Genomic DNA, 17,270 nt, shown 5'->3' on the forward strand with positions numbered 1-17,270 from the left:
CTACAGAATTATTGATCCGGCAGATTTCAGCGACTGCTGACTGACTGCCGCTAATTAAACATCATCAGACTGTTTTTCTGATGCCGGAGGTTTTGTGAAATATGAACTGCAGACGACAGACGGCCGTGCGCGCCGTGGTCGCTTAATTTTTGATCGTGGCGTTGTTGAAACCCCTGCATTTATGCCGGTGGGGACTTATGGCACAGTGAAAGGGATGACACCGGAAGAAGTGAAAGAGACCGGTGCGCAAATCTTATTAGGCAACACGTTCCATCTGTGGCTGCGCCCCGGCCAGGAAATTATGAAGCTGCACGGCGACCTGCATGATTTTATGCAGTGGAAAGGCCCGATTCTGACTGACTCCGGCGGTTTCCAGGTGTTCAGCCTGGGTGCGATGCGTAAAATCAAAGAAGAAGGCGTGCATTTCCGCAACCCGATCAACGGTGAAAAAATCTTCTTAAGTCCTGAAAAATCGATGGAAATCCAGTACGATCTCGGGTCTGATATCGTGATGATTTTTGACGAGTGCACACCGTATCCGGCGGACTGGGACTACGCGAAGAAATCCATGGAAATGTCTCTGCGCTGGGCTAAACGCAGCCGTGACCGTTTCGATGAGCTGGGTAACCCGAATGCGCTGTTCGGTATCATCCAGGGCAGTGTTTACGAAGATTTACGCGATGTGTCTGTGAAAGGACTGGTGGAAATCGGATTTGATGGGTACGCTGTGGGCGGTCTGGCTGTCGGCGAGCCGAAAGAAGATATGCACCGGATTCTCGAGCATGTCTGTCCGCAGATCCCGGAAGATAAACCGCGCTATTTAATGGGCGTGGGTAAACCGGAAGATCTGGTGGAAGGTGTGCGCCGCGGTATTGATATGTTCGACTGCGTGATGCCGACCCGTAATGCCCGTAACGGTCATCTGTTTGTGACGGACGGCGTGGTAAAAATCCGTAATGCGAAGTATAAATCAGATACATCGCCGCTGGATGCGGAATGTGACTGCTATACCTGCCGCAATTATACGCGCGCTTACCTGCATCATTTGGATCGCTGTAATGAAATCCTTGGCGCGCGCTTAAATACCATTCATAATCTGCGCTACTATCAGCGTCTGATGGCGGGTATCCGGCAGGCAATTGAAGAAGGCCGTCTGGAAGCATTTGCCGCTGAATTTTATCAGCGGATCGGGAAACCCGTTCCGCCGTTAAGTGAGTGATTTCCCCGAAACGGGATCACCCGGTGGTGTATAACATAGGCGATACACCACCGGCAGGTTTATCTGCCTGATAATTATGTGAATAACAAGAGGATAGTTTGATGAGTTTTTTCATTTCTGACGCAGTAGCATCAACCGGTGCAGCCGCTTCTCAGGGCAGCCCGATGTCTCTGATTGTTATGCTGGTCGTTTTCGTGCTGATTTTCTACTTCATGATCCTGCGCCCGCAACAGAAACGTGCTAAATCACACAAGCAATTAATGGACTCCATCACCAAAGGTGATGAAGTGTTAACTACCGGTGGTCTGATCGGTCGTGTGGCTAAAGTGTCTGACACCGGCTACATCGTTCTGGAACTGAACGAAACAACTGAAGTAACCATCAAACGTGATTTCGTCGCAGCAGTTTTACCGAAAGGTACACTGAAGGCGCTGTAATCTTCCTGTAGTATGATTTTCCCGAAGGGACTGCCGTGTTAAACCGTTATCCTTTGTGGAAGTATCTGATGCTGATCGCTGCGATCCTCATCGGTTTGCTTTATGCGCTTCCAAACCTGTATGGAGAGGATCCGGCTGTTCAAATCACTGGCGCGCGGGGAACCGCCGCCAATGAACAGACCCTGGATCAGGTCCGGACCATTTTAGAAAAAGATCAGATCGCGAGTAAGTCGGTCGCACTGGAAAACGGTGTGATACTTGCCCGTTTCTCAAATCCTGATATCCAGTTACGTGCCCGTGAAGAGCTGGTGAAAGGCTTAGGTGAACAATATGTTGTTGCCCTGAACCTTGCCCCGGCGACACCGAAATGGCTGACCGCCGTGGGTGGCGAGCCGATGAAACTGGGTCTCGACCTGCGTGGTGGTGTTCACTTCCTGATGGAAGTGGATATGGAAACCGCGCTGGGTAAACTGCAGGAGCAGAACCTCGACGGTATCCGCTCGCTGCTGCGTGAAAACAGCATTCCGTTTGCGTCTGTCCGCAAATCAGCGGATTACGGCGTGGAAGTCCGCTTCCGTGATGATGCATCACGTTCCGAAGCCAGCTCGCTGTTATCTAAACGCCTGCGCGATTTAGTCTTCAAAGACGGTACAGATAACACGCTGACCGCCGTAATGAGCGACCAGCGCTTAAGTGAAGCGCGCAGCTATGCTGTCATGCAGAACATCACTATCCTGCGTAACCGTGTTAACCAGCTCGGTGTTGCCGAGCCGCTGGTACAGCGTCAGGGTGCGGACCGCATCGTGGTGGAATTACCGGGTATTCAGGACACCGCACGGGCGAAAGAAATCCTCGGGGCAACTGCCACCCTGGAATTCCGTCTGGTCAACGGTGCTGTTGACCCTGCCGCTATCGAAGCAGGCCGTATCCCGGGTGACACTGAAGTGAAATACACCCGTGACGGACGCAAAGTCGCCCTGTACAAGCGTGTGATTCTGACCGGTGACCACATTACTGACTCCACTTCACAGAGTGATGAGTACGGTCAGCCGCAGGTCAGCATCTCGCTCGACAGCGCCGGTGGTAACACCATGTCCGATTTCACCAAGGATAACCTGTATAAGCCGATGGCGACCCTGTTTGTCGAATATAAAGACAGCGGGCGTAAAGATGCCGCAGGCCGCTCAATCCTTGAGAAAAACGAAGAAGTTATCAACATTGCCAATATTCAGTCCCGTTTAGGATCAAACTTCCGTATCACCGGGATTGATAATGCCAATGAAGCACGTCAGTTATCACTGCTGCTGCGTGCCGGTGCCCTGATTGCACCAATCCAGATTGTGGAAGAGCGGACCATCGGGCCGACTCTGGGTCTGCAGAATATCGAGCAGGGCCTGGAAGCATGTCTGTGGGGGCTGATGGCCTCAATTCTGTTCATGGTGATCTACTACCGTAAATTCGGTCTGATCGCGAGCAGCGCGTTACTGGCGAACCTTATCCTGATTGTCGGGGTGATGTCGCTGTTACCGGGCGCTACGCTGACCATGCCGGGGATTGCGGGGATCGTGCTGACCCTTGCGGTTGCGGTTGATGCGAACGTTCTGATAAACGAACGTATCAAAGAGGAACTGCGCAACGGGCGTTCTGTCCAGCAGGCAATCCATGAAGGGTACAAAGGCGCCTTCTCAAGTATTATCGACGCAAACTTAACCACACTGATTACTGCTGTCATTCTTTACGCGGTCGGTACCGGTTCGATTAAAGGGTTTGCGATTACGACAGCCATTGGTGTGGCAACCTCCATGTTTACAGCGATTATCGGTACACGTGCCATCGTGAACCTGCTGTATGGCGGTAAACGTATTAATAAGCTGTCTATTTAAGGAGCACGTTGTGGCACAGGATTATACTGTTGAACAATTAAACCACGGCCGCAGAGTCTATGACTTTATGCGCTGGGACAACGTGGCATTTACCATCTCGGCACTGCTGCTGATTGCCTCTGTGGCAATCATCGGCGTGAAAGGGTTTAACTGGGGTCTGGACTTCACCGGCGGTACCGTCATTGAAGTTAACTTCAGCCAGCCGGCAGATCTGGATAAAATCCGTGATACCGTTGCGCAGGCCGGGTTTAAAGATCCGCTGATCCAGAACTTCGGCAGCAGCCGTGACATCATGGTACGTCTGCCGCCGGCAGAAGGTACTGCGGGTCAGGAACTGGGTAAAACCGTTATCAATGTGATCAATAAAAACATTGATGAGAGTGCGGTGGTCAAACGTATCGAGTTCGTCGGCCCGAGTGTGGGTGCGGAACTGGCTCAGACCGGCGCAATGGCGCTGATCGCGGCATTAATCTGTATCCTGATCTATGTGGCGATGCGGTTTGAATGGCGTCTGGCGTTAGGTGCGGTTATCGCGCTGGCGCACGACGTTATCATCACCCTCGGCGTACTGTCGCTGTTCCATATTGAGATTGACCTGACCATTGTGGCATCCCTGATGTCGGTTATCGGTTACTCACTGAACGACAGCATCGTGGTATCTGACCGTATCCGTGAGAACTTCCGCAAAATCCGCCGTGGTACCTCGTATGAGATCATGAACGTTTCCCTGACTCAGACGTTAAGCCGTACCATTATGACATCGGCAACCACCCTGTTAGTGGTTCTGATGCTCTATATCTTCGGTGGTGCAATGCTGAAAGGCTTCTCGCTGGTCATGCTGATTGGTGTGTCTATCGGTACGATTTCCTCAATCTACGTGGCGTCTGCGCTGGCCCTGAAACTGGGTATGAAGCGTGAGCACCTGATTGTGCAGAAAGTGGAAAAAGAAGGCGCGGACCAGGAATCTATCCTGCCGTAATTTCTGCCGCGAAAAAACATAAAACACCCTGCATGTGCATGCATGCAGGGTGTTTTTTATGTATAAACAGGGTAAACTACCGCAACAGTTCATTGACCCGCAGGATAATTTATGCATTGCCCGTTTTGCTCCGCCGTTGATACCAAAGTCATCGACTCACGCCTGGTGGGTGATGGTTCTCAGGTCCGCCGCCGCCGTCAGTGCCTGGAATGCCACGAACGTTTTACCACGTTTGAGGTCGCCGAGCTGGTGATGCCGCGTGTGGTCAAAAGTGATGACAGCCGAGAACCGTTTGACGAAGAAAAACTGCGCCGCGGTATGCAGAAGGCGCTGGAAAAACGCCCCGTCAGCTCTGACGATATCGAAACCTCCCTCAGTCACATCAAATCGCAGTTACGGGCTACCGGCGAACGGGAAGTCTCTGCTAAGTTTGTCGGCGAACTGGTGATGAGCGAGCTGAAAAAGCTGGATAAAGTCGCGTATATCCGCTTTGCGTCGGTTTACCGCAGTTTTGAGGATATCCGTGAATTCGGCGAGGAAATTGCCCGCCTGCAGGACTGAACATGATGCATTCTGATGAATTTTATATGGCCCGCGCCCTTGAACTGGCGGCGCTGGGTCGTTTTACCACAGCGCCGAACCCGAATGTCGGCTGTGTGATTGTCCGTGACGGCGAAATCGTTGGTGAAGGTTACCATCAGCGTGCCGGTGAACCGCATGCGGAAGTGCATGCGCTGCGCATGGCCGGTGATAAAGCCCGTGGCGCCACCGCGTATGTCACACTGGAGCCGTGCAGTCACCACGGCCGTACACCGCCGTGTGCCGAAGCGCTGATAAATGCCGGCGTCAGCCGGGTGGTGGCCGCCATGCAGGATCCGAATCCGCAGGTGGCCGGACGCGGACTGTTTAAACTGCGCGAAGCCGGTATTGAGGTCAGCCACGGCGTACTGATGCAGGAAGCGGAAGCCCTGAATAAGGGCTTCTTTAAGCGGATGCGTACCGGTTTCCCGTATATTCAGCTGAAAATGGCTGCGTCGATCGACGGCAAAACCGCATTAGCCAACGGCGAAAGCCAGTGGATCACCTCAAAAGCCGCGCGGCAGGATGTGCAGCAGTTCCGTGCACAGGCCGGGGCGATTTTATCCACCAGTGCCACGGTTCTGGCAGATGATCCGGGCCTGACTGTCCGCCATGCGGATTTCCCGGCATCGCTGCAGCAGAGCTATCCGGAGACGGATATCCGTCAGCCGGTGCGGATTATCACAGACAGCCGTCAGCGGGTGACCGCTCAGCACCGCGTCACACAATTGCCGGGCAGTTGCTGGCTGGCGCGGACCGCTTCTCAGCCGGATAACTGGCAGGGCAACGTTGAGGAAATGATCCTGCCGGAGAACGGCTGTGGTGTTGATTTGGTTCTGCTGATGATGCAGCTCGGCAAACGCAATATTAATCATATCTGGACAGAGTGCGGCTCACATATGGCGGGCGCACTGCTGAAAGCCGGACTGGCGGATGAAATCGTGCTTTATCTGGCACCGAAGATTCTGGGCAGTGATGCGCAGGATCTCTTTACACTGCCGCCGCTTGCGCATCTGCGTGATGCGCCGCAGTTGCGGATCGACGACTGCACGATGGTCGGGCCGGATCTCCGCCTGCGGCTGACCCCGGTTTATTAACCTCTGAATTTACGCCGGAATTTAATTTTTATTCCGGAGTTTGAAAAACACAGGCGCGGTGACGGAAAGAATGTGATAAAATCCGCGCCCCGCAGTATGAAACTCGTAAGAAGGAAAGGCTATGAACGTCATTAAAGGTGTTGTCAGTGCGCCGGGTGCGCGTATCGCCATCGCAATTGCCCGCTTTAACAACTTCATCAACGACAGCCTGTTAGACGGTGCGGTTGATGCGCTTGAGCGTATTGGCCAGGTCTCCTCTGAGAACATTACAACGGTCTGGGTGCCGGGTGCTTATGAACTGCCTCTGGCAGTGAAAACACTGGCTGATACCGGAAAATATGACGCTATTATTGCACTGGGTACTGTTATCCGCGGCGGCACCGCACATTTTGAATATGTGTCCGGTGAATGCAGCTCCGGGTTATCTGCCGTTGCGATGAACAGCTCGATTCCGGTTACTTTCGGGGTGCTGACCACCGAAAATATTGAACAGGCCATTGAACGTGCGGGAACCAAAGCCGGTAACAAAGGGGCGGAAGCCGCGATGACCGCGCTGGAAATGATTAATGTAATTAAAGCCATCAAAGGCTGAATCCGGATTTTAGTAAGGGGATATGTGTGAAACCTGCAGCTCGTCGTCGTGCTCGTGAATGTGCCGTTCAGGCGCTTTATTCGTGGCAGTTATCCGGCAATAATATTGCGGATGTTGAATCAGAATTTCTGTCAGAGCAGGATGTCAAAGACGTTGATGTCGCCTATTTTCGTGAGCTGTTCTTCGGTGCGGCAACGAATGCGGTGCGCCTTGATGCACTGATGGCTCCGTACCTCTCCCGCCAGCTGGAGGAGTTAGGTCAGGTGGAAAAAGCGGTTCTGCGTCTGGCGATGTATGAATTAAGCTACCGTGAGGATGTCCCTTACAAAGTGGTTATCAACGAAGCGATTGAACTGGCAAAAGTGTTCGGCGCGGAAGAGAGCCACAAATTTGTCAATGGCGTGCTTGATAAAGCCGCGCCAAATGCCCGCAGAAAGTAATCATCTGATACTTTTATGCAAGGACATAAATGACATGATATAAAAGAGGCCGGTTTAACCGGCCTTTTGTCTTTATCTGATTGCGGAATTTCTGATTATGGCTTGTGGTGAATTTGATCTCATCCGGCGTTTTTTTGACCGGCAGCACTATTACCGCCGGGACGTTGAACTGGGTATCGGGGATGATTGCGCTCTGATGACCGTAGCGGAAAAACAGCAGGTTGCTGTCAGCACGGATACCCTGGTGTCCGGTATTCATTTTCTGCCTTCCGTTTCTGCCCGTGATCTGGCGTGGAAATCCCTTGCTGTGAATTTAAGTGATCTGGCCGCTATCGGTGCGGATCCGGCCTGGGTTTCCCTGGCGCTGACACTGCCGTCCATTGATGAAGCGTGGCTGGGCGAGTTCAGCGACAGCTTCTTTGAGCAACTGAATTATTACGGCATGCAGTTAATCGGCGGCGATACCACACGCGGCCCGATGAGCCTGACATTGACGGTTCATGGTCTGGTCCCGGCCGGGCGGGCGATGAAACGCGCTGGTGCCCGTAACGGCGACTGGATCTACGTCACCGGCACACTGGGTGACAGCGCCGCCGGACTGGCAATCTTGCTGGGTGAACTGCAGCCTGATGATCCTGCGCATAAAGAGTATCTGCTGAAACGCCATCTGCGGCCGCAACCGCGTATTTTGCAGGGACAGGCACTGTGCGATCTCGCATCCTCTGCAATAGATATCTCTGACGGTCTGATTTCCGATCTCGGCCATATCCTGAAAGCCAGCCGCTGCGGTGCCAGGATTGAGCTGGATAACTTACCGATGTCTGAGGCACTGAAAGCCTGTTCATCACCGGAGCAGGCGCTTGCCCGTGCACTGGCGGGCGGTGAGGATTACGAACTGTGCTTTACCGTTCCGGAAATCAACCGTGGCGCACTGGAAATGGCACTGGCACATACCGGCGCACCTTTCTGCTGTATCGGGCAGATGAAACCGGAGAGTGACGGTATCCGCTATTTCAGCAAAGGTGAGGAAGTAAAACCGGCCCTGAGCGGGTTTGATCACTTTGCGGTGAAAGCGGCGGCGGAGTAAGCGGCATTATTGATGACATAAAAAACCCTGCAGCAGCAGGGTTTTTTATGTCCGGAAGAATAATCAGGCTTTTGTCAGATACGCTTCGATGGATTTCTGAATATGCTCTGCATCCAGGCCCATATCGCTGCGGATCTCTTCCTGGTCGCCCTGCGGCACATAGCTGTCCGGCAGACCGATATTGAGCACCGGCACCGGCTTGCGCTGCGCCATCAGGAATTCATTCACGCCACTGCCTGCACCGCCCATAACGGCGTTTTCCTCGACAGTCACCAGTGTGTCATGGCGCGCTGCCATCTCCAGGATCAGGGCTTCATCCAGCGGTTTGACAAAACGCATATCTACCACAGTGGCATTCAGATTCTCTGCCGCTTTCAGGACTTCCTCCAGCAGGGTACCGAAGACCAGAATTGCGGTTTTTTCCCCTTCACGGCGCACAATACCTTTACCGATCTCAATCTGAGTCAGTGGCTGGAGTGTGGCACCACAGCCGCCGCCGCGCGGATAACGCACCGCAACCGGGCCTTTGCCGTAGTGATAACCGGTGTGCAGCATCTGGCGGCACTCGTTTTCATCACTCGGGGTCATGATCACCATGTTCGGCAGGATGCGCAGGAAGGAGAGGTCAAACGCGCCCTGGTGTGTCGGACCGTCGTTGCCGACAATCCCGGCGCGGTCGATAGCAAACAGGACCGGCAGTTTCTGAATCGCGACATCGTGGATCACCTGATCGTAGGCGCGCTGCAGGAAGCTGGAGTAAATTGCGACAACCGGCTTGTAACCGCCGATAGCCAGCCCGGCGGCAAAGGTGACGGAGTGCTGTTCAGCAATCGCGACATCAAAATACTGATCCGGGAAGGATTTGGAGAAGCGCACCATACCGGAACCTTCGCGCATGGCAGGGGTGATCGCCATCAGTTTCGGATCGTGCTCTGCTTCTTCACACAGCCAGTCACCGAAGATTTTTGAGAAGGTCGGTTTGGACGATTTACTTTTCGGCAGTGTGCCGGTTGACGGATCAAACTGCGGGACGGCGTGCCAGCTGATCGGATCTTTTTCAGCCGGTTCATAACCGCGCCCTTTTTTCGTCATAATATGCAGGAACTGAGGACCTTTCAGGTCACGCATATTTTTCAGGGTCTGGATTAACGCAAGCACATCGTGTCCGTCCACCGGGCCGATGTAATTGAAGCCCAGCTCTTCAAAGAACGTGCTCGGCACCACCATGCCTTTGATGTGCTCTTCGGTTTTCTTCAGCAGATCTTTGATAGGCGGCAGGCCGGAGAACACTTTCTTTCCGCCTTCACGCAGTGTGGTGTAGAGCTTGCCGGAAAGCAGCTGTGCCAGGTGGTTATTGAGGGCACCGACGTTTTCGGAGATAGACATCTCGTTGTCATTGAGGATCACCAGCATGTCGGATTTGATATCCCCGCCGTGGTTCATTGCCTCAAAGGCCATTCCGGCGGTGATCGCGCCGTCGCCGATCACACAGACAGTTTTACGGTTGCGTCCCTCACGGGCAGCGGCAACCGCCATCCCGACACCGGCACTGATGGAGGTGGAGGAGTGGCCGACACTGAGGACATCATATTCACTCTCTTCGCGCCACGGGAAGGCGTGCAGCCCGTTTTTATGGCGGATAGTGTCAATGCGGTCGCGGCGCCCGGTCAGGATTTTATGCGGATAGGCCTGGTGGCCGACATCCCAGATCAGGTTATCAAACGGAGTCTGATAGACATAATGGAGTGCCACGGTCAGTTCAATCGTGCCCAGACCGGAGGCGAAATGCCCGCTGGAACGGCTGACGCTGTTTAACAGATATTGCCGCAGTTCATCGCAGAGTTTCGGTAAACTCTCTTTCGGTAACAGACGCAAATCATCAGGCGTCTCAACGAGTGCCAAAGTCGGATATTTAGCGATATCAATACTCATGTAATGCTCACTAATTCTTATTAAAGTTTCTGAAAATACCGGAATGTGCCGGACGGATTAGCTGTTACGTTCAATCACAAAATTAGCAAGCTCACGCAGGGTTGCTGTGTTGTAATGATGTTCTTCAAGCTGTGAAAGCGCAGCCAGTGATTCCTGATAAAGCGCCTGTGCTTTATCCTGAGCTGCTTTCAGCCCGAGCAGTGACGGATATGTGCTCTTCCCGTGAGCGGCATCACTACCCTGGCTTTTTCCGATCACATCCGTATGACCGATAACATCCAGAATGTCATCCTGAACCTGAAACGCCAGGCCGATAGCCTGTGCGTAAGTGTCGAGAGCCGGTAATACGGCATAGCCTGCTTCACCGGCACTCATCGCGCCCATACGGACGGAAGCACGGATTAAAGCACCGGTCTTATGGTTATGTATTTGTTCCAGCGCATGAATACCGATGTTTTTTCCTTCTGCTGCCAGATCAAGTGCCTGGCCGCCGCACATTCCGCCAAGACCGGCGGCATCCGCCAGTTCGGCGATCATCGCCAGACGGTCCTGCGGGCGGACATCCGGCATCGGCCGGGCGGCGAGAATTGCAAATGCCTGGGTTTGCAGGGCATCCCCCGCCAGAATAGCATTCGCTTCACCAAAGGCGACGTGGCAGGTCGGTTTGCCGCGGCGCAGTGTGTCGTCATCCATGGCCGGTAAATCGTCATGGATCAGGGAATAGGCGTGAATACACTCAATCGCTGCCGCCGGGGCATCCAGGTTTTCAGCCGTCACACCAAACATCTCACCGGTGGCGTACACCAGGAACGGGCGCAGACGTTTTCCGCCGAGCAGGGCGCCGTAATGCATGGCTTTACCCATGTCGGTGGCGGCAAACGGCAGCGTGGTCAGGATCTCATCAAGAACGTGATCAACACGCTCTCTGGCCTGTGTCAGTTGGTTGCGGAATGTTTCGGGAGTTTGTTCTGGCATGGTCATTCTCGTTCACACAGGAACCGCCGGATCCGGGCGGTCAGTCGTTTTCAGGTGTAAAATCGCTCAGCGGGGCGTTTTCATCATCATTCAGCAGGATCTGAACCCGCTGTTCGGCTGCCATCAGGGTTTTCTGGCTGGTGCGGGTCAGTGCGATACCGCGTTCAAACTCGGCCAGGGCTTCTTCCAGCGGCAGGTTACCCGCTTCCAGACGGGTGACGATCCCTTCAAGGGCATCGAGTGATGCTTCAAAGCTCAGTGCATCGGTTTTCGTTGCGGATGTTTTTTTGGTCATGGTCTGTTTTTCAGTGATGTTGCATTTATGTCGCAAATAATTCCTAGTTTACACTTTTCAGTGAAAATTGTGCCTTTCATTTACGATTTTTACGGGGCAGATCGAGATATGGTGATATACTGCCGCCTTTCAATTTCATCAACGGGGATTGCCGCTGCCTGACACCGGCTGCTCCGTCCTTTGCAAATCAAGCCGATAGCCAGTAAACCGTTATGAAGTTTATCATTAAATTATTTCCTGAAATTACCATCAAAAGCCAGAGTGTCCGCCTGCGCTTTATTAAAATTCTGACCAGCAATATCCGCAATGTGCTTAAAGATCTGGCCGAAGATGTGGCGGTTGTCCGTCACTGGGACTATCTTGAAGTCCGCGTGAAGAAAGAAGAGCTTGGCGAAGGTGTGGCTGATCGCCTGACCCGCATTCCCGGTATCCACCATATTTTACAGGTGGAAGAGCGCGCATTTACCGATCTGCATAATATCTATGAGCAGACCTTCGAAATGTATGCCGCATCACTGGAAAACAAAACCTTTTGTGTCCGTGCCAAGCGCCGTGGTAAGCATCCGTTCAGCTCCATTGAGCTGGAGCGCTATGTCGGCGGCGGTCTGAATCAGCATATTCCGTCCGCGAAGGTAAAACTGACGCATCCGGATGTGACGGTGAATCTGGAAGTGGAAGATGACAAACTGATCCTTGTGGTACGCCGTCTGGAAGGGATCGGCGGTTTCCCGATCGGGACTCAGGAAGATGTGTTGTCTCTGATCTCCGGCGGGTTCGATTCCGGTGTCTCCAGCTATATGCTGATGCGCCGTGGTTGCCGTGTTCACTACTGCTTCTTTAATTTAGGCGGTGCGGCACATGAAATCGGTGTGAAACAGGTAGCGCATTACCTGTGGAACCGTTTCGGTAGCTCGCACAAAGTCCGCTTTGTGGCGGTGAACTTTGAGCCGGTGGTAGCGGAAATTCTGGAAAAAGTGGATGACGGCCAGATGGGCGTGGTACTCAAGCGGATGATGGTCCGCGCGGCATCCCGCGTCGCGGAACGCTACGGCGTACAGGCGATTGTGACCGGCGAGGCACTGGGACAGGTTTCCAGCCAGACGCTGACTAACCTGCGCATGATCGACAACGCGACAGACACCCTGGTGCTGCGTCCGCTGATCTCACACGACAAAGAAACCATTATCAATCTTGCCCGTCAGATCGGTACTGAAGATTTTGCCCGTACCATGCCGGAATTCTGCGGCGTGATCTCGAAAAACCCGACTGTGAAAGCGGTGAAAGAGAAAATCGAAGCCGAAGAAGAGAAATTCGATTTTGCAATTCTGGATGATGTGGTGCTCAACGCGCAGAACATGGATATCCGTGTGATCGCGCAGCAGAGTGAGCAGCAGGTTACTGAAGTGGAGATGGTATCAGAACTGTCTGCCACGGATGTGGTGCTGGATATCCGCTCGCCGGATGAACAGGAAGCGCATCCGCTGAAAATTGAGGGAACGGAAGTGCGCACACTGCCGTTCTACAAACTCAGCACTCAGTTCGGTGATTTACCGGCGGAGACCACTTATCTGCTCTACTGCGATCGCGGGGTGATGAGCCGTCTGCAGGCGCTGTATCTGGCAGAGCAGGGCTATACCAATGTGAAGGTGTATCGTCCCTGAGTCGCAGCTGTCATTTATTTCTGAACCCCGCCTCTGTGGAGGCGGGGTTTTTTATTGTCTTTTTTCAGAGTTTAAGGGATACCGTTGTGCCGGTTCCGGCACTATGCTGTCCGGCAGCAACCTATATTACTGACGGGGTTTCAGAATGAAAAACAGTGCGCTTCAGGCACCGGCAAGCCGTTTTGTCTATGTTATTGTTATTGTGGTGGCGCTCCTTCAGGGGCTTACACTGAATGCAACATCCGATTACCTTATCCGCAGTTCGTGGCAGGTGCCGGGGTCGCTGGTCTGGCTGCCGATGCTGCTGGCGCTGTTTGTGCCGTCGGTATTCAGTTATCTGATTAACCGTTTTTCTTCGGCGGCACTCTGGGCAGGGCTGCTGCTGACTGCCGTTCTCTGTGTCTGGATGAATTTCTGGTATCTGAGTGAGGCAACGGCGGGCCACACCCGTGAACTCTCTTCACTCATTCCTCTGATGGTTCTGCTGTTCTGGCTGATCCTGCCGTGGTTTCAGCTGCGGCAGTTGTCCGGCTCGTGGAACCCGGATTATGCGCTGCTGACAGAGCAGTATGTCAGAAATACCGTGCTGGGTGCGCTGGCGGGGCTTATCGGCCTGCTGGTGATGGGAATGCTGTTTCTGGCGGTTTACCTGTTCCGGATTGTGAATCTGGAATTTCTCAGTGACTGGCTGAATGATTCTCTGTATTTCTGGATGAGTTTTTGTCTCGGATTCAATATCAGCCTTGTGTTTATCCGCACGGTATTCACCTTCAGCACCGGCAAAATCGCCGGTTATGTGGCGCGGGTACTGTTACCGCTGCTGACTGTTATCGGTGTGATTGCGGCAGGCGGATTGCTGTTATCCGTGGTGACCGGCGTCCGTGTCAGCGGGCTGGGTTCATTCACCATGATCTGGTTTGTTTCGCTGAATATCCTGCTGCTGAATCTGGTTTACGGCAATGAATGTGTGCCGCGTTTCCGCTCATGGCTCAACGGGCTGGTGCTGGCTGGTGTGCTGTTGCTGAACGTTTTTTCGCTGTTATCGGTTTACGGCATTCTGGTGCGTGTTAATCAGTACAGCTGGAGTATCGACCGGTTATACGGATTTTGTATCGCACTGTTTCTGGCGGTGGTTGTGCTGGCGTACAGCGCGGCACTGTTATGGAAACGCAGCAGATGGGCCGGATTGCTCGGGCCGGTCAACAAAGCCGGATTACTGATACTGATGGCGATTATCCTGGTGATCAGCAGTCCGCTGGCGGATTTTAAACAGATCACGGCAAACAGTATTCTGGCGGGTATTGAAAAGGGCAGAATCAAAGTCACCTCTGATATCCGCTATACCCTGGAAGACCTGGGTAAACGGGGAGAGGCGGTACTCGCGGTGCTGAATGAAAATCCGGAATACAGTAAAGCACTGACATACTCCTCTTATGATCAGGATAACCGCCGGACACTGCGGGAGGTCATGCTCACAGTAGCGGGCAGACCGGCGTTGCCGGAGTCCTGGTGGGAAGGAAATCCTGATGTCACGCGCAGCTGGTTCTGTACCGAATCCTCTGCAGGCGGGGAGTGCATCGGCTTTATGGCGGATGCGGACGGCAACGGACAGGATGATGCGGTGGTCTGTATTACCGGTTCTTCTGATTCATCGTTCTATTGTCAGATCTGGCAGCAAGCCACGGAAGTCACAGACGGTCAGCCGGATAAACAGGTCTGGGAAGAGCGGGATTACCAGGATATTCAGTATGCCTCTGAAGAAGAGAAGCAGGCGGCCTGGGCGGCACTGAAAGCGGGACATTATTCACTGAAACCCAAAGTCTGGATGATGGTGGTTCCGGAGCCTGAAAAGGGTGCAGAACCGGAACAGGCTCCTGAGGTAATACAGACGCCCGCAACACCGGCTCCGCTTGTTATTCAGCCCTGATCAGCCAGCGTGCGGTAAGGGGAATCCTGATAATCCCATATCCCCGGCGGCAGTACTAATTCTGCCGCCACTTTTGCTGCGGTTTCCTGTCCGCACAGGCGCTCTGTCAGACGCAGGGCAAAATCGATGGCGGTGGCCGGGCCCTGGCTGGTCAGCAGATTAACGCGCTCATCAAAATAGACCCGCTGATTGACCCACTGTTTTGCCGGTATTTTATCTTCCAGCGCCGGATAACCGGTCATATTGCCGAGCGGAAACAGATTGTGGGTCACCAGAATGACAGACGGCGCTGCGCAGATAGCGGCAACAATGTGCCCGTCACAATGCATGCGGCGGATTTTTTCAATCACCAGCGGGCTGTCACGCAGATTCTCCGCGCCTTTCAGGCCACCCGGCAGCACAATGGCATCAAACGGGGTGTCCGCTACCCGCACCAGCGGCACATCGGCCATAATGCGGATCCCGCGTGAGCCGGTGATCAGGCAACTGCCGTCATCATTGGCACTGGCGAGTGTGACCGTTACACCGGCACGCACCAGCAAATCAGCGGTGGTGACGGTTTCGGTTTCTTCGCAGCCGTCAGCGAGACAAATGAGAACTGAAGGGGGCATTTTGTTCCTCTTTTTGTTTGACGAGGCTGTAAACGTGAATATGTTCCGGCAGCAGGATCCCGTGATAACGGGCACGTTGCAGCAGATAGCCGGTGATGTAATCAATTTCGGTATAACGGCCGTAAAGAATATCCCGGCGCATGGATGAGCTGTGATCCGCAGTTTTTTCAATCACATGAAGAATATATTCATAGATATTATCACCGTCAGTGTGGATCCCTTCGCGCAGCATCACTTCAGCAGCTTCATCACACAGTACGCGGATTTGCGGCAGGTGCGCCATCAGTCCGCCGTTTTTGCAGTCATAGATAACGGTGAGCGGAGAAATAACGCAGTTCACGGCGAGTTTTTGCCAGCTGGCCGCATCGATTTCATCATGCCAGGCCACATCCGGCAGTGCATCATGCAGAATATCCGCCAGATGGCCGTAATGACGGGCGCGTTCATTCACAGGGCCAATATGGGTCAGTCCCCGGCGGCTGTGATGCAGCAGGCCGTTTTCTTCATATGCGCCGTGGGAGGTGATGCCGGTCAGCAGCGGATTCGGGCAGGGGGATAACTCACGCGCCACGCCCATGCCATTGTGCAGCAGTAACACCGGGCAGGATTCCGGTATCTGCGGCAGCAACTGATTGACCGCTTCGGAGGTTTGCCAGGCTTTCAGGCAAACCAGTAATAATTCGGTTTGTGCGAGGAATTCCGGATCGTTTGTGGTAAATTGCCCGTAAAACGGCTCCCCGTTCAGAGAGTCAATATTCACATTCAGGTAGGGCTGGGGAATACGCATCCATCCCTGCACCTCATGATTGCCTGACAGTGCAGCGAGCCAGAGTTTCCCGATTGCGCCGCAACCCAGTACTGTTATTTTCATAAGGACTCCGGACAGCGAAAAAGATGTGAGCAATATCACTGAATAGTACCACTTTTTGGCCGTTTGCACCTTAGTAAATATAGCGGGAAATATAGTGCTTTTGTTGGTCTGATAAACCCGGTATTATGCCGGTCAGTTGAATATAGGGAGGTCTTCCGATGCCATCATTTGATATTGTTTCTGAAGTTGAATTACATGAAGTGCGCAATGCCGTGGAAAACGCACAGCGTGAAGTGACCAGTCGCTGGGATTTCCGCAACATTACCGCCACGATTGAGCTCAATGAGAAAAATAACAGTGTTAAAATGACCAGTGAATCTGATTTCCAGGTCAATCAGCTGGTTGATATTATGCGGGAAAAACTGGCGAAACGCGGAATTGACGGTGCGTCTCTGACTGTACCGGATGAGATTGTTCACAGCGGTAAGCTGTACAGTGTTGAGGCAACCCTGTTACAGGGGATCGATGCTGCACTGGCGAAAAAGATCGTCAAGCTGATCAAAGACAGCAAACTGAAAGTGCAGGCGCAAATCCAGGGAGAAGAAGTCCGGGTGACCGGCAAATCCCGTGATGATTTACAGTCTGTAATGGCACTGGTACGCGAAGGAAAACTGGGGCAGCCTTTCCAGTTCAAAAACTTCCGCGACTGAGTGTTATCCGGCAACCTGCATCAGTACGGTTGCCG

The 17,270-nt window shown here is 53.3% G+C and carries 17 protein-coding genes; 12 read left to right on the forward strand and 5 right to left on the reverse strand.

Going from position 1 to position 17,270, the window contains the following annotated elements; all coding sequences use genetic code 11:
* Positions 1-94: 94 nt before the first annotated feature.
* From tgt to thiL, 9 genes are all read left to right on the forward strand, one after another.
* Positions 95-1,219: a tRNA guanosine(34) transglycosylase Tgt gene (gene tgt, locus X965_RS00825; RefSeq protein WP_004240418.1), complete on the forward strand. Its 1,125-nt coding sequence runs from the start codon at positions 95-97 to the stop codon at positions 1,217-1,219.
* Between the two features lie 101 nt (positions 1,220-1,320).
* Complete coding sequence (gene yajC / locus X965_RS00830) at positions 1,321-1,656, forward strand: preprotein translocase subunit YajC (protein ID WP_004236424.1); 336 nt, start codon at positions 1,321-1,323, stop codon at positions 1,654-1,656.
* Between the two features lie 35 nt (positions 1,657-1,691).
* Positions 1,692-3,539: a protein translocase subunit SecD gene (gene secD / locus X965_RS00835; protein WP_004240417.1), complete on the forward strand. Its 1,848-nt coding sequence runs from the start codon at positions 1,692-1,694 to the stop codon at positions 3,537-3,539.
* A gap of 10 nt (positions 3,540-3,549) precedes the next feature.
* A complete protein-coding gene (gene secF, locus X965_RS00840) occupies positions 3,550-4,518 on the forward strand; it encodes a protein translocase subunit SecF (protein ID WP_004240415.1) in 969 nt (322 codons plus the stop codon).
* Positions 4,519-4,629: 111 nt separating this feature from the next.
* Positions 4,630-5,079, forward strand: coding sequence for a transcriptional regulator NrdR (gene nrdR / locus X965_RS00845; RefSeq protein WP_004236428.1), 450 nt, complete (start codon positions 4,630-4,632; stop codon positions 5,077-5,079).
* Positions 5,080-5,084: 5 nt separating this feature from the next.
* Complete coding sequence (gene ribD, locus X965_RS00850; RefSeq protein WP_036416862.1) at positions 5,085-6,194, forward strand: bifunctional diaminohydroxyphosphoribosylaminopyrimidine deaminase/5-amino-6-(5-phosphoribosylamino)uracil reductase RibD; 1,110 nt, start codon at positions 5,085-5,087, stop codon at positions 6,192-6,194.
* A gap of 121 nt (positions 6,195-6,315) precedes the next feature.
* Positions 6,316-6,786, forward strand: coding sequence for a 6,7-dimethyl-8-ribityllumazine synthase (ribE, locus tag X965_RS00855; RefSeq protein WP_004236430.1), 471 nt, complete (start codon positions 6,316-6,318; stop codon positions 6,784-6,786).
* A 26-nt stretch (positions 6,787-6,812) separates the two neighbouring features.
* Positions 6,813-7,226, forward strand: a complete 414-nt coding sequence (gene nusB / locus X965_RS00860; protein ID WP_004240412.1) for a transcription antitermination factor NusB — start codon at positions 6,813-6,815, stop codon at positions 7,224-7,226.
* 97 nt (positions 7,227-7,323) lie between these two features.
* On the forward strand, positions 7,324-8,313 hold the full coding sequence (gene thiL, locus X965_RS00865) for a thiamine-phosphate kinase (RefSeq protein ID WP_036416654.1): 990 nt from the start codon (positions 7,324-7,326) through the stop codon (positions 8,311-8,313).
* 63 nt (positions 8,314-8,376) lie between these two features.
* Here thiL and dxs read toward each other — a convergent pair whose 3' ends face one another.
* Genes dxs through xseB form a run of 3 tightly spaced genes read right to left on the reverse strand, consistent with a single transcriptional unit; the run spans position 8,377 to position 11,515 of the window.
* Positions 8,377-10,245: a 1-deoxy-D-xylulose-5-phosphate synthase gene (gene dxs / locus X965_RS00870; protein WP_024474579.1), complete on the reverse strand. Its 1,869-nt coding sequence runs from the start codon at positions 10,243-10,245 to the stop codon at positions 8,377-8,379.
* 57 nt (positions 10,246-10,302) lie between these two features.
* Entirely contained in the window at positions 10,303-11,226 is a 924-nt protein-coding gene (gene ispA / locus X965_RS00875; RefSeq protein WP_004236435.1) for a (2E,6E)-farnesyl diphosphate synthase, read from the reverse strand.
* A gap of 34 nt (positions 11,227-11,260) precedes the next feature.
* Positions 11,261-11,515 carry an exodeoxyribonuclease VII small subunit gene (gene xseB, locus X965_RS00880; protein ID WP_004236437.1) on the reverse strand — a complete coding sequence of 85 codons (255 nt, stop codon included), beginning with the start codon at positions 11,513-11,515 and terminating at the stop codon, positions 11,261-11,263.
* Between the two features lie 212 nt (positions 11,516-11,727).
* Here xseB and thiI point away from each other — a divergent pair, with 212 nt between their 5' ends.
* Positions 11,728-13,176, forward strand: a complete 1,449-nt coding sequence (thiI, locus tag X965_RS00885) for a tRNA uracil 4-sulfurtransferase ThiI (RefSeq protein ID WP_004240408.1) — start codon at positions 11,728-11,730, stop codon at positions 13,174-13,176.
* Between the two features lie 145 nt (positions 13,177-13,321).
* Positions 13,322-15,103, forward strand: a complete 1,782-nt coding sequence (locus tag X965_RS00890) for a DUF4153 domain-containing protein (protein WP_036416657.1) — start codon at positions 13,322-13,324, stop codon at positions 15,101-15,103.
* On the opposite strand, the gene yajL is transcribed toward X965_RS00890, so the two are convergent.
* Both yajL and panE read right to left on the reverse strand, forming a co-directional pair.
* Positions 15,094-15,714 carry a protein deglycase YajL gene (yajL, locus tag X965_RS00895; RefSeq protein WP_024474582.1) on the reverse strand — a complete coding sequence of 207 codons (621 nt, stop codon included), beginning with the start codon at positions 15,712-15,714 and terminating at the stop codon, positions 15,094-15,096. The two genes, X965_RS00890 and yajL, sit on opposite strands and share 10 nt — an antisense overlap.
* On the reverse strand, positions 15,683-16,585 hold the full coding sequence (gene panE / locus X965_RS00900; protein ID WP_036416659.1) for a 2-dehydropantoate 2-reductase: 903 nt from the start codon (positions 16,583-16,585) through the stop codon (positions 15,683-15,685). The genes yajL and panE overlap by 32 nt, the downstream gene beginning before the upstream one ends.
* Before the next feature lie 158 nt (positions 16,586-16,743).
* Here panE and X965_RS00905 point away from each other — a divergent pair, with 158 nt between their 5' ends.
* The gene (locus tag X965_RS00905; protein WP_004236442.1) at positions 16,744-17,235 is read left to right on the forward strand and encodes a YajQ family cyclic di-GMP-binding protein; all 492 of its coding nucleotides are present in this window, start codon (positions 16,744-16,746) and stop codon (positions 17,233-17,235) included.
* The last annotated feature ends 35 nt before the right edge of the window (positions 17,236-17,270 follow it).

Origin of the sequence: Morganella sp. EGD-HP17 (genome assembly GCF_000512315.2) — a bacterium.
Lineage (GTDB): Bacteria > Pseudomonadota > Gammaproteobacteria > Enterobacterales > Enterobacteriaceae > Morganella > Morganella morganii.